19 protein-coding genes and 1 other RNA gene are annotated in these 26,231 nt (G+C 51.1%); 15 read left to right on the plus strand and 5 right to left on the minus strand.

The window, feature by feature from the left end:
* Window positions 1–3 precede the first annotated feature (3 nt).
* From ihfA to CUN67_RS08250, 8 genes are all read left to right on the plus strand, one after another.
* Entirely contained in the window at window positions 4–306 is a 303-nt protein-coding gene (gene ihfA / locus CUN67_RS08215) for an integration host factor subunit alpha (protein WP_021506246.1), read from the plus strand.
* Window positions 307–499: 193 nt separating this feature from the next.
* Window positions 500–883 carry a DUF2502 domain-containing protein gene (locus CUN67_RS08220; protein WP_208714772.1) on the plus strand — a complete coding sequence of 128 codons (384 nt, stop codon included), beginning with the start codon at window positions 500–502 and terminating at the stop codon, window positions 881–883.
* 101 nt (window positions 884–984) lie between these two features.
* Window positions 985–1,968, plus strand: coding sequence for a vitamin B12 ABC transporter permease BtuC (btuC, locus tag CUN67_RS08225; protein WP_208714773.1), 984 nt, complete (start codon window positions 985–987; stop codon window positions 1,966–1,968).
* Window positions 1,969–2,008: 40 nt separating this feature from the next.
* Window positions 2,009–2,551: a glutathione peroxidase gene (locus CUN67_RS08230; protein WP_208714774.1), complete on the plus strand. Its 543-nt coding sequence runs from the start codon at window positions 2,009–2,011 to the stop codon at window positions 2,549–2,551.
* 3 nt (window positions 2,552–2,554) lie between these two features.
* Complete coding sequence (gene btuD / locus CUN67_RS08235) at window positions 2,555–3,301, plus strand: vitamin B12 ABC transporter ATP-binding protein BtuD (RefSeq protein WP_208714775.1); 747 nt, start codon at window positions 2,555–2,557, stop codon at window positions 3,299–3,301.
* A 74-nt stretch (window positions 3,302–3,375) separates the two neighbouring features.
* On the plus strand, window positions 3,376–3,834 hold the full coding sequence (locus CUN67_RS08240; protein ID WP_208714776.1) for a C40 family peptidase: 459 nt from the start codon (window positions 3,376–3,378) through the stop codon (window positions 3,832–3,834).
* 315 nt (window positions 3,835–4,149) lie between these two features.
* On the plus strand, window positions 4,150–4,893 hold the full coding sequence (locus CUN67_RS08245; protein ID WP_208717113.1) for an EAL domain-containing protein: 744 nt from the start codon (window positions 4,150–4,152) through the stop codon (window positions 4,891–4,893).
* A 98-nt stretch (window positions 4,894–4,991) separates the two neighbouring features.
* A complete protein-coding gene (locus CUN67_RS08250; RefSeq protein ID WP_208714777.1) occupies window positions 4,992–6,431 on the plus strand; it encodes a protein adenylyltransferase SelO in 1,440 nt (479 codons plus the stop codon).
* 9 nt (window positions 6,432–6,440) lie between these two features.
* On the opposite strand, the gene CUN67_RS08255 is transcribed toward CUN67_RS08250, so the two are convergent.
* Window positions 6,441–7,487: a 3-deoxy-7-phosphoheptulonate synthase gene (locus CUN67_RS08255; RefSeq protein WP_208714778.1), complete on the minus strand. Its 1,047-nt coding sequence runs from the start codon at window positions 7,485–7,487 to the stop codon at window positions 6,441–6,443.
* 172 nt (window positions 7,488–7,659) lie between these two features.
* Window positions 7,660–8,487, minus strand: coding sequence for a posphoenolpyruvate synthetase regulatory kinase/phosphorylase PpsR (ppsR, locus tag CUN67_RS08260; RefSeq protein WP_084874050.1), 828 nt, complete (start codon window positions 8,485–8,487; stop codon window positions 7,660–7,662).
* A 448-nt stretch (window positions 8,488–8,935) separates the two neighbouring features.
* Between ppsR and ppsA the strand changes: the two genes are divergently transcribed.
* From ppsA to CUN67_RS08280, 4 genes are all read left to right on the plus strand, one after another.
* On the plus strand, window positions 8,936–11,320 hold the full coding sequence (gene ppsA, locus CUN67_RS08265; RefSeq protein WP_208714779.1) for a phosphoenolpyruvate synthase: 2,385 nt from the start codon (window positions 8,936–8,938) through the stop codon (window positions 11,318–11,320).
* Window positions 11,321–11,552: 232 nt separating this feature from the next.
* Window positions 11,553–13,727, plus strand: a complete 2,175-nt coding sequence (locus CUN67_RS08270) for a zinc-dependent metalloprotease family protein (protein WP_208714780.1) — start codon at window positions 11,553–11,555, stop codon at window positions 13,725–13,727.
* A 308-nt stretch (window positions 13,728–14,035) separates the two neighbouring features.
* Window positions 14,036–16,216, plus strand: coding sequence for a M12 family metallo-peptidase (locus CUN67_RS08275; protein ID WP_208714781.1), 2,181 nt, complete (start codon window positions 14,036–14,038; stop codon window positions 16,214–16,216).
* A gap of 303 nt (window positions 16,217–16,519) precedes the next feature.
* Window positions 16,520–18,703, plus strand: a complete 2,184-nt coding sequence (locus tag CUN67_RS08280; protein ID WP_208714782.1) for a reprolysin-like metallopeptidase — start codon at window positions 16,520–16,522, stop codon at window positions 18,701–18,703.
* Window positions 18,704–18,762: 59 nt separating this feature from the next.
* On the opposite strand, the gene rprA is transcribed toward CUN67_RS08280, so the two are convergent.
* Window positions 18,763–18,870, minus strand: an RNA gene (rprA, locus tag CUN67_RS08285) — antisense sRNA RprA.
* Window positions 18,871–19,126: 256 nt separating this feature from the next.
* Window positions 19,127–20,239, minus strand: a complete 1,113-nt coding sequence (gene ydiK, locus CUN67_RS08290; RefSeq protein WP_208714783.1) for an AI-2E family transporter YdiK — start codon at window positions 20,237–20,239, stop codon at window positions 19,127–19,129.
* Between the two features lie 207 nt (window positions 20,240–20,446).
* Here ydiK and ydiJ point away from each other — a divergent pair, with 207 nt between their 5' ends.
* A complete protein-coding gene (gene ydiJ / locus CUN67_RS08295; RefSeq protein WP_208714784.1) occupies window positions 20,447–23,500 on the plus strand; it encodes a D-2-hydroxyglutarate dehydrogenase YdiJ in 3,054 nt (1,017 codons plus the stop codon).
* A 30-nt stretch (window positions 23,501–23,530) separates the two neighbouring features.
* On the opposite strand, the gene CUN67_RS08300 is transcribed toward ydiJ, so the two are convergent.
* Window positions 23,531–23,935: a hypothetical protein gene (locus tag CUN67_RS08300; protein ID WP_084874057.1), complete on the minus strand. Its 405-nt coding sequence runs from the start codon at window positions 23,933–23,935 to the stop codon at window positions 23,531–23,533.
* A 390-nt stretch (window positions 23,936–24,325) separates the two neighbouring features.
* Between CUN67_RS08300 and sufA the strand changes: the two genes are divergently transcribed.
* Together sufA and sufB are read left to right on the plus strand one after the other, a co-directional pair.
* A complete protein-coding gene (gene sufA / locus CUN67_RS08305) occupies window positions 24,326–24,700 on the plus strand; it encodes a Fe-S cluster assembly scaffold SufA (RefSeq protein WP_208714785.1) in 375 nt (124 codons plus the stop codon).
* A gap of 7 nt (window positions 24,701–24,707) precedes the next feature.
* Window positions 24,708–26,201 (plus strand): Fe-S cluster assembly protein SufB, encoded by a 1,494-nt coding sequence (sufB, locus tag CUN67_RS08310; protein WP_208714786.1) that lies wholly within the window; start codon window positions 24,708–24,710, stop codon window positions 26,199–26,201.
* Window positions 26,202–26,231: the final 30 nt, after the last annotated feature.

A 26,231-nucleotide genomic window follows, 5' to 3' on the forward strand; every position in this document is an offset into this window, starting at 1 on the left:
CCTATGGCGCTTACAAAAGCTGAAATGTCAGAGTACCTGTTTGAAAAGCTCGGGCTGAGCAAACGCGACGCCAAAGAGTTGGTCGAGCTATTTTTTGAAGAGGTTCGCCGCGCGTTGGAAAACGGAGAACAGGTTAAACTGTCAGGATTTGGTAATTTTGATCTGCGAGACAAAAACCAGCGTCCGGGCAGAAACCCGAAAACCGGGGAAGATATTCCAATTACGGCCCGCCGTGTGGTGACCTTCCGTCCCGGTCAGAAGTTGAAAAGCCGCGTCGAGAACGCGTCACCCAAGGATGCTGACTGATTTCAGTAAAACAAAAAGGCCGCTTAGCGGCCTTTTTTATTTTGGCGTAAAAATCACCGTTCTCCATGCTTTTTCCACAATGTCAGGATTTCGTAAGTGCGCGGAAAATAGCATGAAAATCGGCACTTACTGATAGTGACCTCTTCCGCGCTTTTGTTATAACAGCGGCAACACAAAACAAGAGGTTAAGCTGATGAAAAAGACAGCACTTTTATTAAGCATCCTGTTAGGTATGCCGCTGCTCGCCAATGCGAATGTTTCCGTAAACATCAACACCCCGGGTGTGTCGATTCATATCGGCGACCAGGATAAACGGGGTTATTTCTGGGATGGTTATGACTGGCGCTCGCCGTCATGGTGGCAGCAGCACCACAACCGTCGTGTCGGCACCAAAGGTCCGCACGGTTACTGGAACGGTAACGGCTGGCAGGCACAGCATCCGGGCAATAACGCGCCGCAGAAACGTCCACCGCAGCATGATAATAAGCCGCAGCAGCACAATAACAAGCCGCAGCAGCAGCCGAATCATGACCAGCGTGATAACCACAATGGTCAGCCGATTCCGCCACGTAATTAATGCCTGATTCTGCGGCGTCGTCCTGACGCCGCAATCGTGACCTTTCTTTTTGCTGTAATCTCACTACAATCAAATCTCTGTTTTCTCAGCCAATCTTATTTATGACTCTGCTGGATCAGCTGGGCCGCCGGGCAGATCGCCGCAGCCAACGCTGGCTTATTGCGCTCTGCGCGTTACTTATCATCCTGGTGGTTGTCAGCCTGTGTGCAGGCGACAGCTGGATTGCGCCAACGCGCTGGTTCTCCAGCGATGCGCAGCTGTTTGTCTGGCAATTACGTTTGCCCCGTACTCTGGCGGTGCTACTGGTGGGCGCTGCGCTGGCAGTCTGTGGGGTTGTTATGCAGGCGCTGTTCAACAATCCGCTGGCCGAGCCGGGGCTGCTTGGGGTGTCCAATGGTGCCGGTATTGGCCTGGTGCTTGGCGTGATGCTCGGTAATGGCTCATTATGGAGTCTGGCGCTGGCGGCAATGGCCGGGGCGCTGGTGATTACCCTGATCCTGCTACATTTCGCCCATCGCCATCTTTCTGTCAGTCGTCTGCTGCTAACCGGTGTGGCACTGGGAATTATTTGCAGCGCAGTCATGACCTGGGCGGTTTATTTCAGCACCAGCCTCGACCTGCGCCAGCTGATGTACTGGATGATGGGCGGTTTTAGCGGTATTGACTGGCGTTATGGCTGGATGATGCTGGCATTGATTCCTGCCATCCTTGCGCTGATTGCAACGGCACGCGTGCTCAACCTGCTGGCGTTGGGCGAGACTTCTGCACGTCAGCTGGGATTACCGCTGTTACTGTGGCGCAATCTGCTGGTGCTGACCATGGGCTGGCTGGTGGGTGTAAGTGTGGCGATGGCTGGTGCCATTGGTTTTGTCGGGCTGGTGATCCCGCATCTGTTGCGGATGAGTGGCTTCAGCGATCATCGTTATCTGCTGCCAGCGGCCGCGCTCGCTGGTGCGGTGGTCTTGCTGGGCGCGGACATCATTGCCCGGCTGGTACTGACTTCAGCTGAATTGCCGATTGGTGTGGTCACGGCCACACTCGGTGCTCCGCTCTTTATCGTGTTATTAGTAAAATCCTCGCGCTAGCTGCGGCTGGCTCCCTTTGTATTCACAACAGGAATTGACAATGAGCATTTATCAAACAGAACTGATGACGCTTGATGGTGAAAAAACCACACTGGCGCAGTGGCAGGGTAAGGTACTGCTGGTGGTGAATGTGGCGTCGAAATGTGGCCTGACACCGCAGTACGAGCAACTTGAAGCGCTGCAAAAAGCCTGGCAGGCAGAAGGCTTCAGTGTACTCGGTTTCCCGTGCAACCAGTTTCTGGAGCAAGAGCCGGGTAGCAGCGAAGAGATCAAAACCTTTTGCAGCACCACCTATGGTGTGACCTTCCCCATGTTCGAAAAAACCGATGTCAATGGTCCGGCACGTCATCCGTTATATAGCCAACTGGTGGCGGCACAACCGGAAGCATTGCGTCCGGAAGGCAGCGGATTTTATGAGCGTATGGAGAGCAAAGGCCGTGCGCCGAAAGCACCCGGCGATATCCTGTGGAACTTCGAAAAATTCCTGATTAATAAGCAGGGTGACGTCGTGGCGCGTTTTGCCCCGGATATGACACCGGATGATGCGACCATTATTTCCCGCATTAAGCAGGCGCTGGCGTAATCGATGCTGATGCAGTGCCGGGGTGCCAGCGTCAAAGGACGGCTGGCACCCGTCGACCTTGATGTTCAGGCGGGTGAGCTGGTGCATGTGGTCGGCCCGAACGGGGCAGGGAAGAGTACCCTGCTCAACGTGCTGGCCGGGTTATTGCCCGCCAGCGGGGCGATACATTTATCCGGCCAGCCATTAGCGCAGTTGAACGGTGCGGCACTGGCACAGCAACGTGCCTGGTTGCCACAGCAGCAACCACCGCCCGGTCAGATGCCGGTATGGCACTATCTGCGGATGCATTTATTGCAGGTGACGCCAGAGACGGACGCATTGCTGCAGCAAATCCTTGAACTGTTGGGTTTGCAGGACAAACTGATGCGCCACCTGACGCAACTTTCCGGCGGTGAGTGGCAGCGGGTGCGGCTGGCGGCAGTGGTGGTACAAATTCATCCGGCGATCAATGTACGCGGCAGACTGCTGATTCTGGATGAACCCATGAGCGCACTGGATGTGGCGCAGCAGCGTGCGGTGGATACGTTGCTGTGGCAGTTGCGCCAGGCGGGAATCGCCGTGGTGGCCAGCGGCCACGATCTTAACCATAGCCTGCGCCATGCCGACCGGGTGTGGTTGATGCATCAGGGAACGATGGTCGCGCAGGGAACGGCTGACAGCGTGCTGACGGCTGAACAACTCGGCCCACTTTACCAAATCGATTTTCAGCGCATCGAAACGCCACAAGGGGCGCTGTTACTGGTGTCCTGAAGGGCAAGGCCTTGCACGGCAGTGGCTTTTGCCGCTAAAGTGTTGCTCGGGCAACGGATTTAAGGACTTTTCTGATGCGGCTGATGATTCTGATGCTGGCGTTACTGCTGGTGGGGTGTAGCCATCATGCGCCGCCGCCCAATGGTCGCTTGTCCGACTCCATCACCGTCATCGCGCAACTTAACGATCAGCTTAACAACTGGCACGGTACCCCCTATCGCTACGGTGGACTGAGCCGGGGCGGTGTCGATTGCTCTGGTTTTGTCTATCTCACCTTCCGCGATAGATTAGATATGCAATTACCCCGTTCTACGGATGCGCAAAGTGATATCGGTACGCGCATTGATAAAGATGATCTCTTGCCGGGCGATTTGGTGTTCTTCAAAACCGGCAGTGGTGAAAATGGCTTACATGTTGGTATTTATGATACCGATAACACCTTCATTCATGCCTCGACCAGTCAGGGTGTCATTCGTTCATCGCTGGATAATGTTTACTGGCGAAAAGTCTTCTGGCAGGCACGTCGTATTTAGAATCTATTTACCTTATAAGCTCGTTTAGCCAAAACCCGGTTGCTGATTTCTGTACTTAAATTAAATTTCTTAGCCTCAAAAATGCTCTTTTTAAAAATGGCCCTTTACCCCTGGGGGATTTAATACTATCAATAATGCCTTAATGTAATTAATCGGTATGGATAATGTTCGTTGGTTATTTGGCTTAAGGATTATTTCAGCATGAAAAAAACGCAATCAGGCAAAAAAGCAGCTGTCTTCTAACGTTTGGTCCTATTGCCTGAGCGTTTTCATTGATATACGATGCGCCAATTGCCACTGCTTCTGGCTGTTAAAATGAAAGTTCATTTATCTGCCGACTATCAGTCGGAAACCTGGTTTTATCCAGCATATTCATTAGCGGGCCAGTTAACTGCGGTTGAGCTGGTAACGCAATTTGTCCACGACAGCGCGCCAATCACGCTGCCGCAGGATTTGCTATTGCCGCAATTAGACGATGCACAGCAATTGCGCCTGTTGCAGAGCCAGCTGACGCTGCTGGAAAAGTACCGCGACTTTTTTGAGTTAAATCAAATTACCGCTTTGGTTCGTATTGATGATTCAATGGCGGTAACGCTGCTGGATAGTGAATTTCTGTTAAGAAAATTCAAACAACTCCCGTTTATTGTTTTGGATATCAGCGAAACGTTTCCCCAATTATCACAGGGGAAATCACATCCACTTTTGAGCGCGCTAAAAAGTGAGTTTCGTTTATCTCTTTCACAATTCGGTGCCGGAGCAACACCGGCAAATGCGGTTTATGATAATCTTTTTAGCGTGTTAAAACTGGATAAGAATTTTATTCAGGGATTGGCAAAACGTGCATCTTTTATACCCTTTATTCAGACGGTTATAGACAATTTCAGCGGCAATGCGTCGCAGATTATTATTTGCGGCATTGATGATGCAACTATGCTGGAGAAAGTGACGGAACTTAGCGGTGCACATCTGCAGGGTAGCCTGTTTCCGGTGGTCAAAGCCGAACGCTTAAACGATCTGATATATCCTGACGTAACGCTTAATTCTCCGTCACAGCAGTAAACCTTTCGCCTGTCGCCCCGGTAGTGCCCGCGTTACAATAACCATTGATTCTCAACCCAATCGTGGTGTCTGAAAACTGAGCACCTCGCGGAGTGACTATGCAGTTTACCAATAGCTGGCAGCAGGAGTTGCCGGGATTCTACAGTGCGCTGGCACCGACCCCGTTGCAGGGCGGACGTCTGTTGTATCACAACGCGCCTTTGGCTGCTGAGATGGCGCTGGACCTCTCCTTATTCACTGGCGACGGACATGGCGTATGGTATGGGCAGGCGTTATTGCCGGGTCAGGAGCCGCTGGCACAGGTCTATAGCGGCCATCAGTTTGGTGTCTGGGCTGGGCAGCTTGGCGACGGACGCGGTATCCTGCTGGGTGAACAATTGCTGGCGGATGGGCGTAAACTCGACTGGCATCTTAAAGGCGCAGGGCTGACGCCTTATTCACGCATGGGCGACGGGCGCGCGGTTATCCGTTCCACGGTGCGTGAATTTCTCGCCTCAGAGGCACTCCATCATCTGGGGATCCCCACCACGCGCGCGCTAAGCCTGGCAATTGGCGAGGAGCCGGTGCTGCGTGAAACTCAGGAACGCGGAGCGATGCTGATGCGCATCGCGGAGAGCCATTTACGTTTCGGTCATTTTGAACATTTCTACTATGGTGGTGAGCAGGATAAGGTACGTCAGCTGGCGGACTATGCCATTCGTCATCACTGGCCAGCATTGCAGGATCAGGCGGACCGTTATCTGTTGTGGTTTACCGATATTGTGAAACGTACCGCCAGCCTGATCGCCCAGTGGCAGAGCGTCGGTTTTGCCCACGGGGTGATGAACACCGATAACATGTCGCTGCTGGGGCTGACCATTGATTACGGCCCCTATGGTTTTCTTGATGATTATCAGCCGAACTTTATCTGCAATCACAGCGATTATCAGGGGCGTTACGCTTTCGACAATCAGCCTGCGGTGGGATTGTGGAATCTCAACCGTCTGGCACACGCATTGTCCGGCCTGATGACCACCGATCAATTGAAACAGGCACTGAGCCACTACGAGCCAGAACTGATGCGGGTGTGGGGCGAGAAAATGCGCGCCAAACTGGGGCTGCTGACCCCGGATGCCAATGACAACGTGATTCTCACCGGATTGCTGGCGCTGATGACTCAGGAGCGTAGCGACTACACGCTGACCTTCCGTCTGCTCAGTGAAACGCAGCAGCAGCAAACACGTTCACCGTTGCGGGATGAGTTTATCGATCGTGAAGCCTTTGATCGCTGGTATGAGGGATATCGTCAGCGTCTGCTGCAGGACGAAGCCAGCGATGAAGAGCGGCAGAAGGTGATGAAAGGTGCGAATCCGGCGCTGGTGTTACGTAATTATCTTGCGCAGCAGGTGATTGATGAGGTTGAACGCGGCGAAACGACCGCGCTGGAACGCCTGCATCTGGCATTACAGCAACCATTCAGTGACGAAGCCGTCAGCGCAGAACTGCGCCAACGGCCACCTGAATGGGGGAAAACGCTGGAGGTGAGCTGCTCCAGCTAAGTCAGGCAATTAAAAACGGCTGTCGACGGCGGCAGCCAGTTGCGCCAGCACGTCTGCGCTATCGTCCCAGCCGAGGCAGGGATCGGTGATGGACTGGCCGTAAACCAGCGGTTCGCCGCTGATGACCTTCTGGTTGCCTTCCTGCAGGAAACTCTCAATCATCACCCCCGCAACGGCGCGAGAACCGGTGCGGATCTGCGCCGCAACATCCAGGGCCACGTCACGCTGGCGACGATGTTGCTTCTGACAGTTGGCATGGCTGAAATCAATCACCAGCTGTTCAGGCAGATTGAAGTCACGCAGGTTTGCCGCGGCTGCCGCCACATCATCAGCATGGTAGTTAGGCTGACGTCCACCACGAAGAATCACATGACCATGTGGGTTGCCGCTGGTCTGGTAAATGGTCATTTGGCCATTTTTATCCGGCGACAGGAACATATGGCTGGCGCGGGAGGCGCGAATCGCATCCACGGCAATTTGCACATTACCGTCGGTGCCATTTTTAAAGCCAACAGGGCAGGAAAGCGCCGAAGCCATTTCACGATGAATCTGGCTTTCGGTGGTACGCGCACCAATCGCGCCCCAGCTGATCAGGTCAGCAATAAACTGGCCGATCACCATATCGAGAAATTCGGTGGCGGTAGGCATCCCCGTGGCGTTGATATCCAGCAACAGCTGACGCGCAATAGCAATGCCGCGGTTGACATCATAGCTGCCATCCAGGTCGGGATCGGAGATCAGACCTTTCCAGCCAATCACGGTGCGCGGCTTTTCAAAATAGGCGCGCATGACAATTTCCAGCCGATCCTTATATTTTTCGCGTAGCACATTGAGGCGTTCGGCGTACTCTAAAGCTGCTTTGGGATCGTGCAGTGAGCAGGGGCCGATAATCACCAGCAGGCGCGGATCTTCTCCGGTGAGGATACGGGCAATACGTTGACGCGCAGTGGTGACATTGGCGGCAATCTCTGCCGAAATGGGGTGTTGTTGCGCTAAAGCGGCTGGCATTATCAGGCTACCAATGCGCGCGGTACGCAGTTCATCAGTTTTGTTCATTGGGATTCTCAAAAATCTGTTCTTCGCAACGGTGAAATACCGGGAAGTGATGGTGGTCACAATAAACCATTAACCTGCGATTTCAACCTGCTAAAGCGAAAGGAAATAAAATAAGACGGCAGCCCCGCTTTACAAGCGCATCAACGCTGATTCGCTGCTACCGTCCTGAGCGTCAATACATGCGGCGCGTCAGTCCCATAATATCGAGGATTTTGGTGGCAATCTCTTCTACCGAGTAGTTGGTGCTGTTGAGGTAACGAATCTGGTGAGTGCGGAACAACGCTTCTACCTCACCCACTTCGAGGCGACACTGCCGCATCGAGGCATAACGCGTATTCTCGGCGCGTTCCTGGCGGATGGCCGCCAGACGTTCCGGGTCGATAGTCAGACCAAACAGTTTATGCTGATGAGCACGCAGCGCGGGTGGCAGTTTCAGGTTATCCATATCATCGGCGATAAAAGGGTAGTTGGCGGCACGCACGCCGAATTGCATCGCCAGATAGAGGCTGGTGGGGGTTTTACCACAGCGCGAGACACCGAGCAGGATCACTTGTGCATCCTCAAGGCCGCGCAGGGAAATACCATCGTCATGCGCCAGGGTGTAATCGATGGCGGCGATACGGGCATCGTATTTGCCGAGATTACTGGCCGTCAGCCCGTGGGTACGATGGGCAACCGGCATGGAGGGCACCCCCAGTTCACTTTGCAGCGGGCCAACCAGCGCCTGCACGATGTCCTGACAGAACCCCTCGCTCTCCAGAATTATTTCCCGCACATCGGGCGTCACGATAGAAAAGAACACCAGCGGACGCACGCCACTTTGCTGATAAAGCGCGTTGATTTGTGCTTTAACTGCCTGAGCACGCTGCACATTTTCTACAAAGGGCAGGGTTACGCTATTGGTATTGACCGGGAACTGCGACAGCACGGCATGGCCCAGCACTTCAGCAGTGATGGCGGTGCCATCGGAAATATAGAACACGCTGCGTTCAGCACTCATAATGGGAAATATCCTCATGGTAACTTTTGCGTAACATTAGCGTTGTTGAAATTTCATTTTACAGGATAATAAAACGAAATATCCATATAGCAGACAACATCGCCGGCTGTGTATTAATCTAAATACCAATATAGATGAAATGGCGTTTTGGAAATCATCCTTTTTCCCGGTTATTTTGCTTCGCGCACAAAATAAAGTCCGATTCTGTTGCGCAACAAAATGCAACAGCTAACCCTCTGAAAATGGGAATTTTATCGCTGAAGCAATCTGTTAGCGTTAATTGAGCCTGTTGCGCAACTCTGCTAATTGCGGGTACTAATCCGATTTTTCATTTCTTTCACTGCTTTAACGATTCAACACTTAGTCTTTATTTAACGGTTGTGCCAGGCTGTATTTGCGAATAGCAAAATGTTCCATGTGCCCCCAATCATTTAAAAGGATAATCTCGATGTCCAATAAAGGCGAACAGCCGCTAGTGCTCTGGTACAACCAGCTTGGCATGCATGATGTTGATCGGGTGGGAGGGAAAAATGCCTCTCTGGGTGAAATGATTACCAATTTGTCGTCGCTGGGCGTGGCTGTACCCAATGGTTATGCGACCACATCTTATGCTTTTAATCAGTTTCTCGATCAAAGCGGGCTGAACCAGCGTATCTATGACCTGCTGGACAAGACCGATATTGATGACGTCGATGAACTGGCGAAAGCGGGTAAGCAGATCCGCCAATGGGTGGTGGATACTCCATTCCAGCCAGAGCTGGAGACAGCGATTCATGATGCTTATCAGCAATTATCCTCTGATGATGCGGACGCTTCCTTTGCCGTGCGCTCCTCTGCCACGGCCGAAGATATGCCAGACGCCTCCTTTGCCGGGCAGCAGGAAACGTTCCTGAATGTGCAGGGCATTGATGCGGTGATGGTAGCCGTGAAGCACGTTTATGCGTCTTTATTTAACGATCGCGCCATCTCTTATCGTGTGCACCAGGGCTACGACCATCGCGGCGTGGCATTGTCGGCCGGTATCCAGCGGATGGTGCGTTCCGATCTCGCGTCATCAGGTGTGATGTTCACCATCGATACCGAATCCGGCTTTGATCAGGTGGTGTTCATCACCGCGGCGCTGGGTCTGGGTGAGATGGTGGTACAGGGGGCGGTTAATCCGGATGAATTCTACGTGCACAAACCGACGCTGGCGGCGAATCGCCCGGCAATTGTGCGACGTAACATGGGTTCGAAAAAAGTCCGCATGGTCTATGCCGATTCACATGAGCACGGCAAGCAGGTGCGTATTGAAGACGTGGCCGAAGCCGAGCGCGACCATTTCTGTCTGACTGATGAGGAAGTACAGGCGCTGGCGCGTCAGGCGGTCCTTATTGAGCAGCACTACAAACGCCCGATGGATATCGAGTGGGCCAAAGACGGCCACACCGGAAAATTGTTTATCGTCCAGGCGCGCCCGGAGACGGTGCGCTCTAACGGCCAGGTGATGGAACGTTACAACCTGCAGGGCAATGGCAAAGTGGTGGTGGAAGGACGCGCCATTGGTCATCGCATCGGTGCTGGTGAAGTGAAGGTCATTCAGGACATCAGCCAGATGAACCGTATCGAGAAGGGCGATGTGCTGGTCACCGACATGACCGACCCGGACTGGGAACCGATCATGAAAAAAGCCTCGGCGATTGTCACCAACCGTGGTGGACGAACCTGCCACGCAGCGATTATCGCGCGTGAGCTGGGTATTCCGGCGGTCGTGGGTTGCGGTGATGCTACCGATCGTTTGCAAGACGGCCACAAAGTCACCGTCTCCTGCGCTGAGGGGGATACCGGTTACGTATATGACGATCTGCTTGATTTTGAAGTGACCAGCTCCCAGGTAGATAGCCTGCCGGACCTGCCGTTGAAAATTATGATGAACGTCGGTAACCCGGACCGTGCTTTTGACTTTGCCTGTCTGCCCAATGAAGGGGTGGGCCTGGCGCGGCTGGAATTCATCATCAACCGCATGATAGGCGTGCATCCGAAAGCGCTGCTGGAATTTGATCAACAAACGCCGGAACTGCAAAAGGAAATCCGTCAATTGATGAAAGGCTTTGACGATCCGGTTGAGTTCTATATTGCACGCCTGACCGAAGGTATCGCCACTCTGGGTGCGGCGTTTGCGCCAAAACGCGTCATCGTGCGTTTGTCTGATTTTAAATCGAATGAGTATGCCAATCTGGTGGGCGGCGAGCGTTATGAGCCGGAAGAAGAAAACCCGATGTTGGGCTTCCGTGGAGCGGGTCGTTATGTAGCCGACAGCTTCCGTGACTGTTTTGCCCTGGAGTGTGCCGCCGTGAAACGTGTGCGCAATGACATGGGTCTGACTAACGTCGAAATCATGATTCCGTTTGTGCGTACTGTCGCTCAGGCGGAAGCGGTGGTTGAGGAACTGGCAAAACAGGGTCTGAAACGGGGTGAGAATGGTCTGAAGGTGATCATGATGTGTGAGATCCCATCTAATGCGCTGCTGGCTGAGCAGTTCCTGCAATACTTTGATGGTTTCTCCATCGGTTCCAATGATATGACGCAGCTGGCGCTAGGTCTTGATCGTGACTCTGGCGTGGTTTCGGCGCTGTTTGATGAGCGTAACGACGCGGTGAAAGCACTGCTGTCGATGGCGATTCAGGCGGCGAAGAAACAGGGTAAATACGTCGGTATCTGTGGTCAGGGGCCATCCGACCATCAGGACTTTGCTGCCTGGTTGATGGAGGAGGGGATCGATAGTCTGTCTCTGAACCCGGATACGGTGGTGGAAACCTGGCTGAGCCTGGCGGAGCTGGATGCCGGGAAGTAATCAGGCATGATAACTGAAACGTTCCGGATAGAGTCCGGAACGTTTCATTTAAAATGATAAACAGCGGTCACTGTCAAATTTTCATATCTCCTTTTTTATATCTCCCCCTTTTTTCTTCAGTGAAATATTTTCTCTTTCGTTAATTCCTGAATGATTCAGGAATGTTCTATTTATTCTTTCTTAAATGCTTTCATTATTAAGGCGGGATTTTATTTAACCGGAGAAACGGACTTTGTTAAAATTTAAACATAAATTGCTCTGCGCTGTTATTGCTTCCACATGCTCATCTATTCTTATGGCCGCTCCTCAGCTATTTACTGTTGTTGATAAAGAAGCATCGGTTCAGGAAGTCGCGAGGTTGCAGCATTTAACACAACAATACCAGGATGTTAATTTTATAAGTATAGATAAGGCGCTACTGGAGAATGGGGCGTCTATGTTTCTCTTCAATAACAATGAAAAAAAATCGGGTGTGGAGATTCACGGAACTTCACTGAGTAAAGATAGCAATGGTATACAAATATGGTTGGGAAATTCGGACGATGAAAAAAGTACAGCATCATTTGCGATGAATAATGGCAAGGTTACGGGTTCTATTCGGCTAAATGACGGGTCCTATTATGAGATTTTTCCTGTCGATGAGAACCGGCAAATGTTAGTCAAAATCGATACTTCGACGCTGGATACTGGCGATAATGATGTGATTGAAGATGAAACCGCAGCGCATGCACGGGCAATCAATCAGGCATTGAGTGAAAACGAAAGTCTCAATACCGCGACTGAACAGGTCAGATTGAGGTTATTGTTTGTTTATACCAACCAGTCGCGCCATTGGTTTTCTCCTGACCCGATACTGAAAGCCGCTCAGGTTAATAGCGAATTGAATAAGACTTATGCCAATAGCGATACGTTGGTTCAGTTCGATGTTGCTGGCGTACTGGATACTGAAATGGATGAAAGTACCATGTATAGCATGTTATCTCAGATGCAAAAAACGGATACAGCGCTGGGAAAAAAGGTTGCGGCCAAAAGAGCGGAAACGCGAGCGGATCTGGTGGTGATTATTTCAGAAGCCTACCAGGCCTGCGGTACTGCGCAAAAGGATAAATGGGCAACGGTGGTACATACCACCTGTGCCGTGGGTGTTCGTGCTCTGGCCCATGAAATCGGACATAACTTCGGGCTTAATCATGGTGAAAAGGAGTTGACCTGGCCGCGTTATGCGCATGGTTATCGTGTGCCGGGTTATTTCTCGACTATTATGTCAAAACGATGTGGTGGCTGTGAGGCAATTAATCACTTTTCTGATCCGCTGAAAAGTTATAAAAATGTTCCGATTGGTACCGCAACAGGTAATGATGCCGTGCGTTTTATTAAAGAACGCCGTTTTATTATGGCTGCAATGTATCCTGACTGGAAAAGTCAGTATGTCATGAACCAGGGCGAGCTTCCGGCAAACCAATATTTCACCGTTAACCTGACAAATCAGCAGACCAATAAGAATGCGATCCTTGATCATGTCATCACTAATCCGGGCAAAGGGAATTGGCCATATGAATTGTCTGTCGCCGTCAATAACTTCTTTCCAAAAGATGTTGTCGCCGCAGGACAACTGACTGAAGATGGAAAAGTGGTGCCGAAGAACTGGTCCAGTTACGAAAATAATATCTGGTTGCATCAGGATAAACTGACGACGTACAACGTTGATGTTGAACGTAAAACCTATGCGCTGGTACGGGGTAACAAGTGGGCTAATGTGATGCCCATCAGCGGCGGCGATGGTCTGCCTGCCGATGCCACGATGATGCTGAGCATTAAAGATAAAGCCTCAGGCCAGGTACTGGAGACATACTTTTTTATTAACGGTCGTCAGGCTCTTGGCGGCACATCATGGCCGCACCAGCTGGCGCAGATTGTTAATCGCCAGCAATCTGCCAACGTCATTGCCGGTGAACTGAAGGATGGTAATTTCAACACCGTAACCGGCAGTGTATATCGTAACCTGCTCTGGTTCCCGCTGGATAAAAAGAATGATATGACCGCCGAGTTCAGCATTCTGAGTGCAGCAGAGAATCCGTGGTCGAAACAGGAAAACGTCTTCGGTGATAAATTCCAGACGGATCTGGCCTCGGGCACCGAGATTACCGTTGCCGTTAAAAACAGCAGCGGTGCGGTGGTTGAGCAGAGTCGCATCGCCATTCCTGATGACGAGAATGGGAAATACCTCAGCCGTTATATATGGCCAGCCTATCTGGCGCATAAGATTAATCAATCGATGACACAAATCAGACTGGGTGGCAAACAGGATGATGGCAGCATTAAAGTGGTCGAGGGATCGCAGTATCTCAACGACATGTGGAAGAAAGAACGCGCCAACCAGACGGTAGTCGTGACATTCAATAAATAAAACCAAAATCCAGCTGGCTGTCCTTTTATTTAGCCAGCTGGAAACTGCATGCCGGTCCATATTCCCCTCTCAGGCACCTTTTTCTGATTAATTCCTGGAAACTCCTCTTAGATCTTCTTAATGTCCTTATGCAAATGCAGGGATACCGCATTGAGCATTAGCTTAACTTTAATAAAATAATCAGTTGTGTGGGCATTGTTTAATCAACGACCCGTTTTTGTGCATATTTATAACCTGCCATTGTTCAGGAGGATGTCTCCTGATGTTAGTGGCTCGCGAACCAGGTGTTTATTTCAGGAATAATTATTTTGTTAACCTTCAAGAAGAAGTTATTGTTTGCCGTCATTGCCTCCACCCTTTCCTCTTCCGTTTTAGCGACACCTCAATTGTTTACCGTGGTTGAGAAAGATGTTAATAGCCAGGATACACCTTTGCTAAGGTCACTTCAGGAGGACCATAAGGATTACCGGTTGGTGAATATCAACAAGGATATATTGTTCAGCCGTTCCTCTTCCTTCCTGTTCAATGCTGACGGTGAGTCAGTGCCGGAAGAAATCCGTGCCACATCTCTGAAAAGAGACAGTGCCGGAATCGACGTCTGGCGTGGAAGTTCAGAAAACGAACAAAGCACAGCAACTTTTGCGATTAACCAGGGTGGTGTGACGGGGGGGATTCGACTTAGCGATGGTTCTTTTTATGAAATCTACCCGGCGGAAAATGGCTTACATGCTGTAGTGAAAATTGATACCTCCCATATTCCTGCAGATGAGCATGATGACGTTTGGGATGAAACCACTGCAGCAAAGCAGCATGAATTTAATGAAAGGCTGAACAATAATGATAACTTCAATACCAGCACGACCATAGCCAGAATAAAAATATTGTATGTTTACACCAACCAGACTCGCGCCAAATTCTCGCCCGATCCAGCTAGATATGCGTCATATCTTACCGATGAATTAAATATCAGTCATGAACGCAGTGAGACCCTGACGCAATTCGAATCGGTGGGGGCGCTTGATGCCAAAATTGATGAAAGCAGCATGGACAGTATGCGGGCAAAAATGGGGGATAACAAAACCACATTGGGGCAACTGGTTGCCGCTAAGCGAGCAGAAACGCGTGCCGATCTTGTGGTATTAATATCAAAAGCGGATGAATTATGCGGGACTGCTGATGGCTGGGGGCCAAACAGTGTCGTTAATCAGTATTGTGCAGTAGAAAATCGTACTCTGGCGCATGAAACCGGGCATAATTTCGGACTTAAGCATAATGAAGATGAGGCGACCTGGCCTCTCTATGCAAATGGGTATCGGGTGCCGGGGAAATTCCGTACCATTATGTCAAAAACGTGTATCCCTGCTTGCAATAAAATTGATTACTTCTCGACGCCGACGAAATCGTCTCATGGTCAACCGGTAGGGACCGCTGCAAGCAATGATGCTGTACGATTTATCAAGGAAAGACGTTTCATCGTTGCTAATTATTATGCAAACTGGGAAAAACAATTCCAACTGAATGGCGGGGCGTTGCCAGCCAATCAATTTTATGAAATCAGTTTGACCGATAATCAGACCAATAAAACCACTATCCTTGACCATGCTATCACCAAACCGGGTGAATGGGAGTGGCCGTATGAAGTATCTGTTGCGGTCAATAATTTTTTCCCGAAAGACATTCTTGCGGCTGGAGAGCTGAAAGATGATGGGAATGTTGTACCGAAAAACTGGTCCAGTTTTGAGAATTATATCTGGTTGCATCAGGATAAACTCAAGACGCATAAGGTTGATGTCCAGCGTCGAACTTATGCGGTAGTGAGGGGGGGCAAATGGGCAGATGAGATGGCTATCAGCGGCGGCGATGGCGTGTCACCGAATACTACCGTGATGCTCACCATTAAGAATAAAAACTCGGGTCAGGCACTGGAGAAATATTATTTCAATAATGATGGCGAGAGTCTTAGCGCGACATCATGGCCGCACCAGCTGGCACAGACGATCAATAGCCACAATTCCCCTAACGTTATTGCTGGTGAACTGAAGGACGGTATTTTCAACACCATTACCGGCAGCGGTTACCGTAACCGGCTGTGGTTCCCACTGGAGAAGAAGAGCGATCTGACGGCGGAATTCAGCACGCTGAACATCACAGAAAACCCATGGTTTAAACAGGAGAATGTATTTGGTGACAAATTTGAGACTGATTTAGCATCGGGAACTGTTATTACGGTTGCTGTTAAGAACAGCAGCGGTGCTGTAGTAGAACAACGCAGCGTTGCCATTCCTGATAGCAATAACGGCGATTTGCTGAGCCGTTATCGCTGGCCGGCTTATCTGGCGCATCAGATTAATCAATCCATGACGCAAATCAGACTGGGTGGCAAACAGGACGATGGCAGCATCAAAGTGGTTGAGTGGTCGCAGTATCTTAACTACATGTGGAAGAAAGAGCGCGCTAACCAGACGGTAGTCGTGACATTCAATAAATAAAACCATAATCCAGCTGGCTGTCTTTTTATCTAGCCAGCTGGGAATTAAATGCCAGTTTATATTCTCATCCAGACATCTTTTCTGATTGATTCCTGGAAACTCCTCTCCAGTCTCCTTAATGTCCTTATGCAGATGCAGGGATATCGCATTGGTCATTATGAGAACTTCAATAAAATAATCATTCAGGCGCGGCGGTATGCAACCGCGCAATCCGCTTTTGTACGTATTTGTGGCGTTTCATTCTTCAGAAGCCAGTCTTCTGTGGTCAGTCATACGTGAATCAGGTTTATATTTTCAGGATTAATGATTTTGTTAACATTCAAGAAGAAGTTGTTATTTACCCTTATTGCCTCGACACTGTCTTCCACGGTTTTTGCCGCGCCTCAGTTATTTAGCGTGACGGCAAAGGACCCCAATGGCCCGGATACGCCATTGTTAAGAAATCTCCAGGATGAACACCGGGATTACCAGCTGGTTAAAATTAATAAAGATATTTTATTAAGTCGTGCATCCTCGTTCCTGTTTAAGGCGGGCGATAATGAAGATGCAGTCGAGATCAAAGCCAGCTCGTTGGAAAAGGATAATGTCGGTAATGACATCTGGCGAGGAAAATCGGAAAACGGTGAGAGTTCGGCAACGTTCTCGATTAATAATGGAAAAATTAATGGGGGGGTGACATTAAGTGATGGTTCTTATTATGAGATCTATCCCGTCGCTGATGGCTTACAGGCGCTGGTGAAAATTGATATTCCGCATTTCTATGAAGATGAACATGATGTCATCACCGATGAAAAAACTGCGATCCAGCGATATGAATTAAATGATGATCACAGTGAGATGGAACAATTCAACACAGACACCACGCCTGCCAGGATAAGAGTCTTATATCTCTATACAAACCAAACCCGCCAAAACTTCATAGATAACCCAATAGGTTTTGCTGGCTACCTTAACGGTAAATTAAATGAAAGTTATGCAAACAGTGAAACATACATTCAGTTCGATGTTGCAGGTGCTATTGATACCAACCTCGACGAGACAACAATGTCCACTATGCTTAACAATATGCTTAAAACCGATACGCCGTTAGGCAAGCTGGTGGCGGCTAAGAAAGCAGAAACTCATGCCGATCTGATTACGTTAATCATGCAAGACGCGAGCCAGCAATGTGGAATAGCTCACCGAAACGCCAGGACAACGACGGTAGCGTTGAGTTGCGCTGTGGCTACAGGCAATTATGCTCTGGCGCATGAAATCGGACATAATTTTGGCTTAAACCATAATGAAGACGATAAAGCGGATGCACCTTACGCATATGGATATAGAGTCGAGGGAAAATTCCGCACGATTATGTCAAAAGCCTGTACAAAACAGGCTTGCACCCGAGTCAACAAATTTTCTACGCCGCTAAAAACTGAAGGTGGTGTGGCAATGGGTACGGTTGCACAGAATGACGCAGTCCGTTTCCTCAGAGAAAGACGTTTTAATTACAGTGATACCTATCCATTCTGGGACAGTCAACGTCAGCTGAGTGATGGTGATCTCCCGGCGCATCAATATTTCGAAGTCAGCCTGACAGAGCGTCAAACCAACAAAACCCAGACGCTGGATAAAAAGATTATTAGCCCTGGTCAATGGAGCTGGCCCTATGAGGTCGCGGTTGCAGTGAATAACACTTTCCCCAAAGGGGTCCTTGAAGCGGGAGAGGTGAAAGGTGGCAATATCCTGCCGGCTAATGGCTCAAGCTACAAGAATCATATCTGGCTGCATCAGGATAAGAAGGATGCCTATAAAGTTGACGTTACACGCAAAACCTATGCAGTGGTTAATGGCCGTGAATGGGGTGATGCCATGGCTATCAGCGGCGGTGATGGCCTGGTTGCAGATGCCACCGTTATGCTGACCATTAAAAATAAAGCGTCTGGGCAGGATTTGGAAAAATTCTACTTTATCAATGGTAGCCAGAGTTTGCAGGGGTCTGCATGGCCGCATCAGCTGGCAGTGATTATCAATAGTCAGCAGTCATCCAATGTTATCGCGGGTGAGCTGAAAGACGGCGTTTTTAACACCGTCACCGGCAGCATTTTTCGCAACCTGCTCTGGTTCCCGCTGGATAAAAAGAGCGATATGACCGCCGAGTTCACCATCCTTAGCGCCGCCGAAAATCCCTGGTCGAAACAGGAAAACGTCTTTGGTGATAAGTTCCAGACTGATTTAGCTCCGGGAAGTGTCATCACTGTCAAAGTAAAAAATGGCAGCGGTGCGGTGGTAGAACAGCGCAGTCTGGCGATCCCCGACGCACAACTGAGTCGTTATCTGTGGCCCGCGTTCCTGGCACATGAAGTCAATGGTCAGTTAAAGCAGATTAAAATGGGTGAGAAAACCGAGGACGGCAGCATTGCCATTATTGAATGGTCGCAGTATCGCAACTACATCTGGAAGAAAGAACGTGCTGGCTTTACGGTAGAGGTTTCATTCAATAAATAGTGTCTTATACCCTGCAGGCGGCGTAACCGCAGCCAGCAGGGAAATTGCAGGATAAAACCACAAAAAAAAGCCCATCACAGGGGATGGGCAAAGACTACACACAGCAATTCTTCACTTTACTCAGGGGAAAAAGGTTGTTTTAAAATCAGTGGTTTGATCTCAAACATAGGAAACATGTTATTCACAGCCGCTTCTGGCGTCTTTAAGAATCCTCTTATTAGTTTAAAGCTGATAATCTTTTATCGACGTTTTTGGCCGGTTTCAACCGTAATTCAGTACGAAAAATAATCTTTTCGTAATCAAAACTGACCTGAATAGGGCGAAATTGCGGTTTTTCTTAAAAATCACTTATGGAAAATTTTGCTTTCGGCAGGGAACTCAGTGATGGCGATTAACTGAAGTCAATCGCCGTCAGGAAGGGGATCAGGCAGTGTGGTCGTCGTGTTCTGTCAGTTCGTCAACCACATCAACAGGATCGTCATTCGGGGGCGGAACTTCGTGCATCCATACCGATACCAGACGATAAGAAACCGCCAGCACCACCGGACCAATAAACAGGCCAATCATGCCAAAGGCCACCAGGCCGCCAATTACGCCGGAGAGAATCAAAATCATCGGCAAATCGGCACCCATGCGGATCAGCATCGGGCGCAACACGTTGTCGAGTGTGCCCACGACACAGCTCCACACCAGCAGTACCGTGCCCCAGGTGGTGTCTCCACTCCAGTAAAGCCAGATGATGGCGGGCACCAGCACGATCAGCGGGCCAAGCTGCACCAGACAGGAGAGGATCATCACCACGGTTAATAAGGTGGCATAAGGAATGCCGGAAATGGCTAACCCGATACCGCCCAGCACACCCTGTACCAGCGCAGTGACCACCACGCCCAGCGCAACGGCACGAATCGCCTGACCAGCGAGCAGTACGGCAGCATCGCCACGGCGCCCCCCCATACGACAAGCAAAATGGCGGATACCCTGTCCGACCTGCTCACCGCGCCAGTAGAGCAGCACGCTAAACAGCAGCATCAGGCCCAGATGTAACATAAAGCGGCCAAAGTGACCCGCCTGCGCCACGAAAAAGCCAGTGGTGCGGCCAATGTACGGCTGTAACTTGTTCATGATGGCGGTGCCGCCACCGTCCACCAGCAGGTGATAGCTGGAGAACAGCTTGTTGCCGACCATCGGGATTTCTTTCAGCCAGTCCAGCTGTGGCAGTACCAGGCGTCCCTGGGTCGCCCAGGCAATGACCGGGGCGCTGTTATCAATCAGGCTATTGACCAGCACGGCGATAGGAATAATAAACAGCAGCAGCAACAGGATGGTCATCGCCACCACCGCCAGTGAACGGCGTCCCCAGAGCAGATGTTGCAATCTGATCATCAACGGCCAGGTGGCGATCACCACCATGCTGGCCCAGGCAAAGCCCAGGATGAACGGCTGAACCACCCAGAGACAGGCGGTGATCATGATCAGAATAAACATCAGTGAGAACAGCATTTGCGGTAAATCCAGACCGCGTTGCAGGTTTTTCATAACAGCGTCTTGACCTCAATGGAATCCTTTACGGAGGGGCTTGCTGGCCCTGATTCATGATTACCTATTTCCTGGCGATTAAACAGAGGGATACCCGGTGCTTTTTACGTTTCCTGAAAAAACAGCGGGCGGCAAAAAAATGTGATAAAACGAATGGTTCATAAAAATCGACTACGCAAACGTTTACAACATCTCGGTCACCCAATAATGATCCCACAGATTTCCCAGGCACCGGGCCTCGTTCAACTGGTGCTGACATTCCTGCAATCCTTAAAAGAACAAGGATTCACTGGCGATACCGCCACCAGCTACGCCGATCGTCTTTCGCTTTCCACCGATAACAGCATTTATCAGCTGTTGCCGGATGCGGCGCTTTTCCCCCGATCCACTGCCGATGTGGCGCTGATTGCCCGTCTTGCGGGCGAAGAACGCTTCGCCAGCCTGGTATTTACCCCGCGTGGCGGTGGAACCGGCACCAATGGCCAGTCGCTGAATCAGGGGATTGTGGTCGACATGTCGCGCTACATGAACCGTATTCTTGAAATCGACACCGAACAGGGCTGGGTGCGTGTTGAAGCCGGGGTGGTGAAAGACCAGCTTAATGCCTGGCTGAAGCCGTATGGCTTTTTCTTCTCGCCGGAGTTATCCACCAGTAACCGAGCCACCCTGGGCGGGATGATAAATACCGATGCTTCCGGGCAGGGATCGCTGGTGTACGGCAAAACCTCCGACCATGTAGAAGGTCTGCGCGCCGTGCTGCTCGGTGGTGACATCCTGGATACCCGCGCCATGCCGACAGCACTGGCAGAGAAGCTGGCACAGACGCCGACTGCGGAAGGCCGGATTTATCAACAGGTCATGTCCCGCTGCCGCGAACAGCGCGCGCTGATCCTGGAAAAATTCCCCAAACTGAACCGTTTCCTCACCGGCTACGATCTGCGTCATGTGTTCAGTGACGATCTGCAAACCTTTGACCTGACGCGCCTGCTATGTGGCGCGGAGGGAACGCTGGCGTTTATCACCGAAGCCCGACTCGACATTACCCCGATTCCGAAAGTGCGTCGTCTGGTCAACATAAAATATGACTCCTTCGACTCGGCGCTGCGTAACGCACCTTTTATGGTGGAAGCAAAGGCACTGTCGGTGGAAACCGTCGACTCCAAAGTACTGAATCTGGCGCGGGAAGATATCGTCTGGCATTCGGTGAAAGAGTTGATTACCGATGTGCCTGATAAAGAGATGCTCGGGCTGAATATCGTGGAGTTCGCGGGTGATGACGGTGAACTGATTGAGCAGCAGGTTTCGACGCTGTGTGCCCGTCTGGATGAATTGATGGCGCAGCAGCAGGGCGGCGTGATTGGTTATCAACTGTGCAATGACTTAAGCGGGATCGAACGCATCTATAATATGCGCAAAAAAGCGGTGGGCCTGCTCGGCAATGCCAAAGGGCGCGCCAAGCCGATTCCGTTTGTTGAAGATACCGCCGTACCGCCGGAGCATCTGGCGGATTACATCGTCGATTTCCGCGCCTTACTGGATAGCCACGGATTGAGTTATGGCATGTTCGGCCACGTTGATGCCGGGGTGCTGCATGTACGCCCGGCGCTGGATATGTGTGACCCGCAGCAGGAGATGCTGATGAAACAGATCTCCGATGAGGTGGTGGCGCTCACCGCACGTTACGGTGGACTGCTGTGGGGCGAGCATGGCAAAGGATTCCGTGCCCAGTACAGCCCGGCGTTTTTCGGTGAAACCCTGTTCAATGAATTGCGGCGGATCAAAGCCGCGTTCGACCCTGATAATCGCATGAACCCCGGTAAAATCTGTACGCCGCTCGGCAGCAACGAACCGATGATGCAGGTTGATGCGGTGAAGCGGGGAACTTATGATCGCCAGATCCCGTTGACGGTGCGCAACGAATGGCGCGGGGCGATGGAATGTAACGGTAACGGCCTGTGCTTCAACTTTGATACGCGCAGCCCGATGTGTCCGTCGATGAAAATCACCCGCAACCGTATCCACTCGCCAAAAGGACGTGCAACGCTGACGCGTGAATGGCTACGCCTGTTGTCGGAGCAGGGGGTTGATCCGCTGCTGCTGGAAAAAGCCTTGCCGGAGCAGGGTTCCAGCCTGCGTACTCTGATCCAGCGTACCCGCAACTCCTGGCATGCGAAGCAGGGTGAGTATGACTTCTCCCACGAGGTCAAAGAGGCGATGTCGGGGTGTCTGGCGTGTAAAGCCTGTTCCACCCAATGCCCGATAAAAATTGACGTGCCGAACTTCCGCTCACGCTTTCTGCAGCTGTATCACACCCGGTATTTGCGTCCGATGAGTGACCATCTGGTCGCCACCGTGGAAAGCTATGCGCCGCTGATGGCGAAAGCGCCGAAAGTATTTAACTTCTTCCTGAAACAACCGTGGATGCGGGAACTGAGCAAAAACCATATCGGTATGGTCGATCTGCCGCTGCTTTCCTCGCCGAGCCTGAAACAGCAATTAAGCGGGCATCCGGCCATGAACCTGACGCTGGAACAACTCGAAGCGCTCAGCAGCGCCGATCGGGAAAACTGTGTGCTGGTGGTGCAGGATCCCTTTACCAGCTACTACGAAGCGCAGCTGGTAACGGATTTCGTCAAACTGATCGAGAAGCTGGGTTACCGGCCGGTGCTGCTGCCGTTCTCCCCGAATGGTAAAGCGCAGCATGTTAAAGGCTTCCTGCAACGTTTTGCCCGCACGGCTTCCATCACCGCCGGGTTCCTTAACCGGGTGGCGCAGCTTGGCATGCCGATGGTGGGCGTCGATCCTGCCACCGTGTTGTGTTATCGCGATGAATACAATCAGGTGCTGGGCGACAAACGCGGTGAGTTTAACGTGCAGCTGGTGCATGAATGGCTACAGCAGGCGGTTGCAGAACGCGCGGTGCAAAACACCAGCGGAGAAGCCTGGTATTTATTTGCTCACTGCACTGAGGTCACCGCGCTGCCCTCAACGCCGAATCAGTGGCAGGATATTTTTGCCCGCTTTGGTGCCAGACTGGAAAACATCAATGTTGGCTGCTGCGGGATGGCGGGAACCTACGGTCATGAAAGTAAAAACCTGGAGAATTCACTGGGGATTTATGCGCTTTCCTGGCATCCGCAGATGCAAAAACTGCCGCGTCAGCGTTGCCTCGCCACCGGATTTTCCTGCCGTAGCCAGGTGAAACGGGCGGAAGGGAATGGCATGCGCCATCCGCTACAGGCATTGCTGGAAATGTTGTAAACAAATTGTAGGCGTCACAACGCAGCTGGATTAGAATATCCAGCCTGCGTGGCGGACGAAATCACTCTGCAGGCTGGTGGCTTGATCCCACTCGCCGCTCAGCGCCAGTTGATGACACAAGCGAGTCAGCGACAGGCGCGCCAGTTGATAGGCCTGAATACGGAACAAACGGTCGCGATCGGCATTGCCCATCTCCTGCACTAAGCGGTGATGGAGCTTGCCCATGGCGTGCAGATAGCTTTGGTCATCGCCATTCAGCTGGCAGATTTCTGCCATGTCGAGGCAGGTGTCGTTAAAGCGACGCAGCTGTTCGATAGTACAGTCGGTGCGGTTGAGCTTAGCCTGAGCCATATAGAAGTCGACGGTGATATCACGTACCGAAAACTTATATTCATCGATTTTGTGTTGTAACCAGGCTGAGACGGTAAGCGTCATGTCGCCACCTTAAATGGGTTAATGATAATCATTATCATATTCAACCACGTCAGGAATGCAATTCCCGTAGAGAAATTTTATTGATTTACTTTGCCTGTTATTAAAATTGGCAATAACAATTTCTTTACATTGGAGAAAGGCGTAACCTATCAATAACGGGTGATTTGTAAAGTGATAAAACAGAATTTTGCGGATTTTTAACGGGTTACAGCGATTACCACGCAGCCGTTTTGCCGCCCGCAAAGCAGTGTGAAGCGACTATGCTTAAGAAAGCAACAGTAAAAAATAGCACGAGATGATTATCCCTGCAAAACAAGAGGTTGAAGTGATACCTGATATCACTACCATAGGGGGATAGCCTGAAAAGGCCCAGACTTACGAGGTAGCACTATGTCATCAGTAAATGCAGCTTCTTTCTCACCCGAAGATTTCGTCTGGAAAGGGCTGACGCTGACCGAATCGGCAGCAAAACAGATTCTTAACCTGGCCGCTGAAGACCCGGAAGTCAAGGGACTGCGTCTGGGGGTGAAACAGTCCGGCTGTGCCGGTTTTGGTTATGTCATGGACTTGGTGAAAGTGCCTGCCGATGACGACCTGCAGTTCTCATACTTTGGCGCAACGCTGTTTGTGCCGCTTCAGGCAATGCCGTTCGTCGACGGCACCGAAGTGGATTATGTCCGTGAAGGCCTGAATCAGATTTTTAAATTTAACAACCCTAAAGCTCAGCACGCCTGCGGGTGTGGCGAGAGCTTTGGCGTCGAGTAAGTCAACTATGTCACGAAACAGCGAAACATCTGACGATGTACAAATGTGGGAAGGCAAGCTCAATTATAAAGAGGGCTTCTTTACCCAACTGCAAACCGAAGAATTTGCTCACGGCCTCAACGAAGATGTGGTGCGGGCAATTTCGGCTAAGCGTAACGAGCCAGAGTGGATGCTGGAGTTTCGTCTTAAAGCCTTCCGTGCCTGGCTGGAAATGGAAGAGCCACACTGGCTGAAAGCGCATTATGAGAAACTCGACTATCAGGATTACAGCTATTACTCGGCGCCATCCTGCGGTAACTGCGATGACACTTGTGCTTCCGAGCCAGGCGCGACCCAGGCCTCAGGTTCTACCCCGTCCAGCGAATATCTGACGCAGGAAGTAGAAAACGCCTTTAATCAGCTGGGTGTCCCGGTGCGTGAAGGTAAAGAAGTGGCCGTCGATGCCATTTTCGACTCCGTTTCCGTTGCCACCACCTATCGCGGCAAGCTGGCCGAGCAGGGCATTATTTTCTGCTCCTTTGGCGAAGCGATTCAGGAACACCCTGAGCTGGTGAAAAAGTATCTGGGTACGGTGGTTCCGGCCAACGATAACTTCTTTGCTGCGCTGAACTCAGCGGTAGCGTCGGATGGTACCTTCGTGTACATCCCGAAAGGCGTGCGTTGTCCGATGGAACTGTCGACCTACTTCCGTATCAACGCGGCAAAAACCGGTCAGTTCGAGCGCACCATTCTGGTGGCAGACGAAGACAGTTACGTCAGCTACATCGAAGGCTGCTCAGCACCGGTGCGTGACACCTATCAGCTGCACGCGGCAGTGGTGGAAGTGATTATCCACAAAAACGCGGAAGTTAAATATTCTACCGTGCAGAACTGGTTCCCGGGTGGTGAAGGCGAGGGCGGTATCCTCAACTTCGTGACCAAGCGCGCACTGTGCGAAGGCGACCACAGCAAAATGTCGTGGACGCAGTCAGAAACCGGTTCAGCTATCACCTGGAAATACCCGAGCTGCATTCTGCGCGGTGATTACTCCATCGGTGAGTTCTATTCCGTGGCGCTGACCAGCGGACATCAGCAGGCCGATACCGGCACCAAGATGATCCACATTGGTAAGAACACCAAATCGACCATTATCTCAAAAGGTATCTCGGCCGGTAAGAGCCAGAATACCTATCGTGGTCTGGTGAAAATTATGCCCACCGCCACCAACGCGCGTAACTTTACCCAGTGCGACTCGATGCTGATTGGTCCGGATTGCGGCGCGCATACCTTCCCGTATGTCGAAGCGCGCAATAACACCGCACAGCTGGAGCACGAAGCCACCACCTCGCGTATCGGTGAAGATCAGATGTTCTACTGTCTGCAGCGTGGTATCAGCGAAGAAGATGCGATCTCCATGATCGTCAACGGCTTCTGTAAAGATGTTTTCTCCGAGCTGCCACTGGAATTCGCCGTGGAAGCGCAAAAATTGTTAGCAATCAGCCTTGAGCACAGCGTGGGCTGATGGCCCGTTGCCGGAAGCAATGTGAAGGAA

The organism is Pantoea cypripedii (genome assembly GCF_011395035.1).
Classification (GTDB): domain Bacteria; phylum Pseudomonadota; class Gammaproteobacteria; order Enterobacterales; family Enterobacteriaceae; genus Pantoea; species Pantoea cypripedii_A.

Coding starts and splice junctions, on each gene's coding strand:
- ppsA (WP_208714779.1), top strand. CDS start 8,936: ATGTCCAATAAAGGCGAACAGCCGCTAGTGCTCTGGTACAACCAGCTT.
- ydiJ (WP_208714784.1), top strand. CDS start 20,447: ATGATCCCACAGATTTCCCAGGCACCGGGCCTCGTTCAACTGGTGCTG.
- CUN67_RS08300 (WP_084874057.1), bottom strand. CDS start 23,935: ATGACGCTTACCGTCTCAGCCTGGTTACAACACAAAATCGATGAATAT.
- btuC (WP_208714773.1), top strand. CDS start 985: ATGACTCTGCTGGATCAGCTGGGCCGCCGGGCAGATCGCCGCAGCCAA.
- ppsR (WP_084874050.1), bottom strand. CDS start 8,487: ATGAGTGCTGAACGCAGCGTGTTCTATATTTCCGATGGCACCGCCATC.
- CUN67_RS08240 (WP_208714776.1), top strand. CDS start 3,376: ATGCGGCTGATGATTCTGATGCTGGCGTTACTGCTGGTGGGGTGTAGC.
- ihfA (WP_021506246.1), top strand. CDS start 4: ATGGCGCTTACAAAAGCTGAAATGTCAGAGTACCTGTTTGAAAAGCTC.
- sufA (WP_208714785.1), top strand. CDS start 24,326: ATGTCATCAGTAAATGCAGCTTCTTTCTCACCCGAAGATTTCGTCTGG.
- ydiK (WP_208714783.1), bottom strand. CDS start 20,239: ATGAAAAACCTGCAACGCGGTCTGGATTTACCGCAAATGCTGTTCTCA.
- sufB (WP_208714786.1), top strand. CDS start 24,708: ATGTCACGAAACAGCGAAACATCTGACGATGTACAAATGTGGGAAGGC.
- CUN67_RS08230 (WP_208714774.1), top strand. CDS start 2,009: ATGAGCATTTATCAAACAGAACTGATGACGCTTGATGGTGAAAAAACC.
- CUN67_RS08250 (WP_208714777.1), top strand. CDS start 4,992: ATGCAGTTTACCAATAGCTGGCAGCAGGAGTTGCCGGGATTCTACAGT.
- CUN67_RS08255 (WP_208714778.1), bottom strand. CDS start 7,487: ATGAACAAAACTGATGAACTGCGTACCGCGCGCATTGGTAGCCTGATA.
- CUN67_RS08220 (WP_208714772.1), top strand. CDS start 500: ATGAAAAAGACAGCACTTTTATTAAGCATCCTGTTAGGTATGCCGCTG.
- CUN67_RS08245 (WP_208717113.1), top strand. CDS start 4,150: ATGAAAGTTCATTTATCTGCCGACTATCAGTCGGAAACCTGGTTTTAT.
- btuD (WP_208714775.1), top strand. CDS start 2,555: ATGCTGATGCAGTGCCGGGGTGCCAGCGTCAAAGGACGGCTGGCACCC.
- CUN67_RS08280 (WP_208714782.1), top strand. CDS start 16,520: ATGATTTTGTTAACATTCAAGAAGAAGTTGTTATTTACCCTTATTGCC.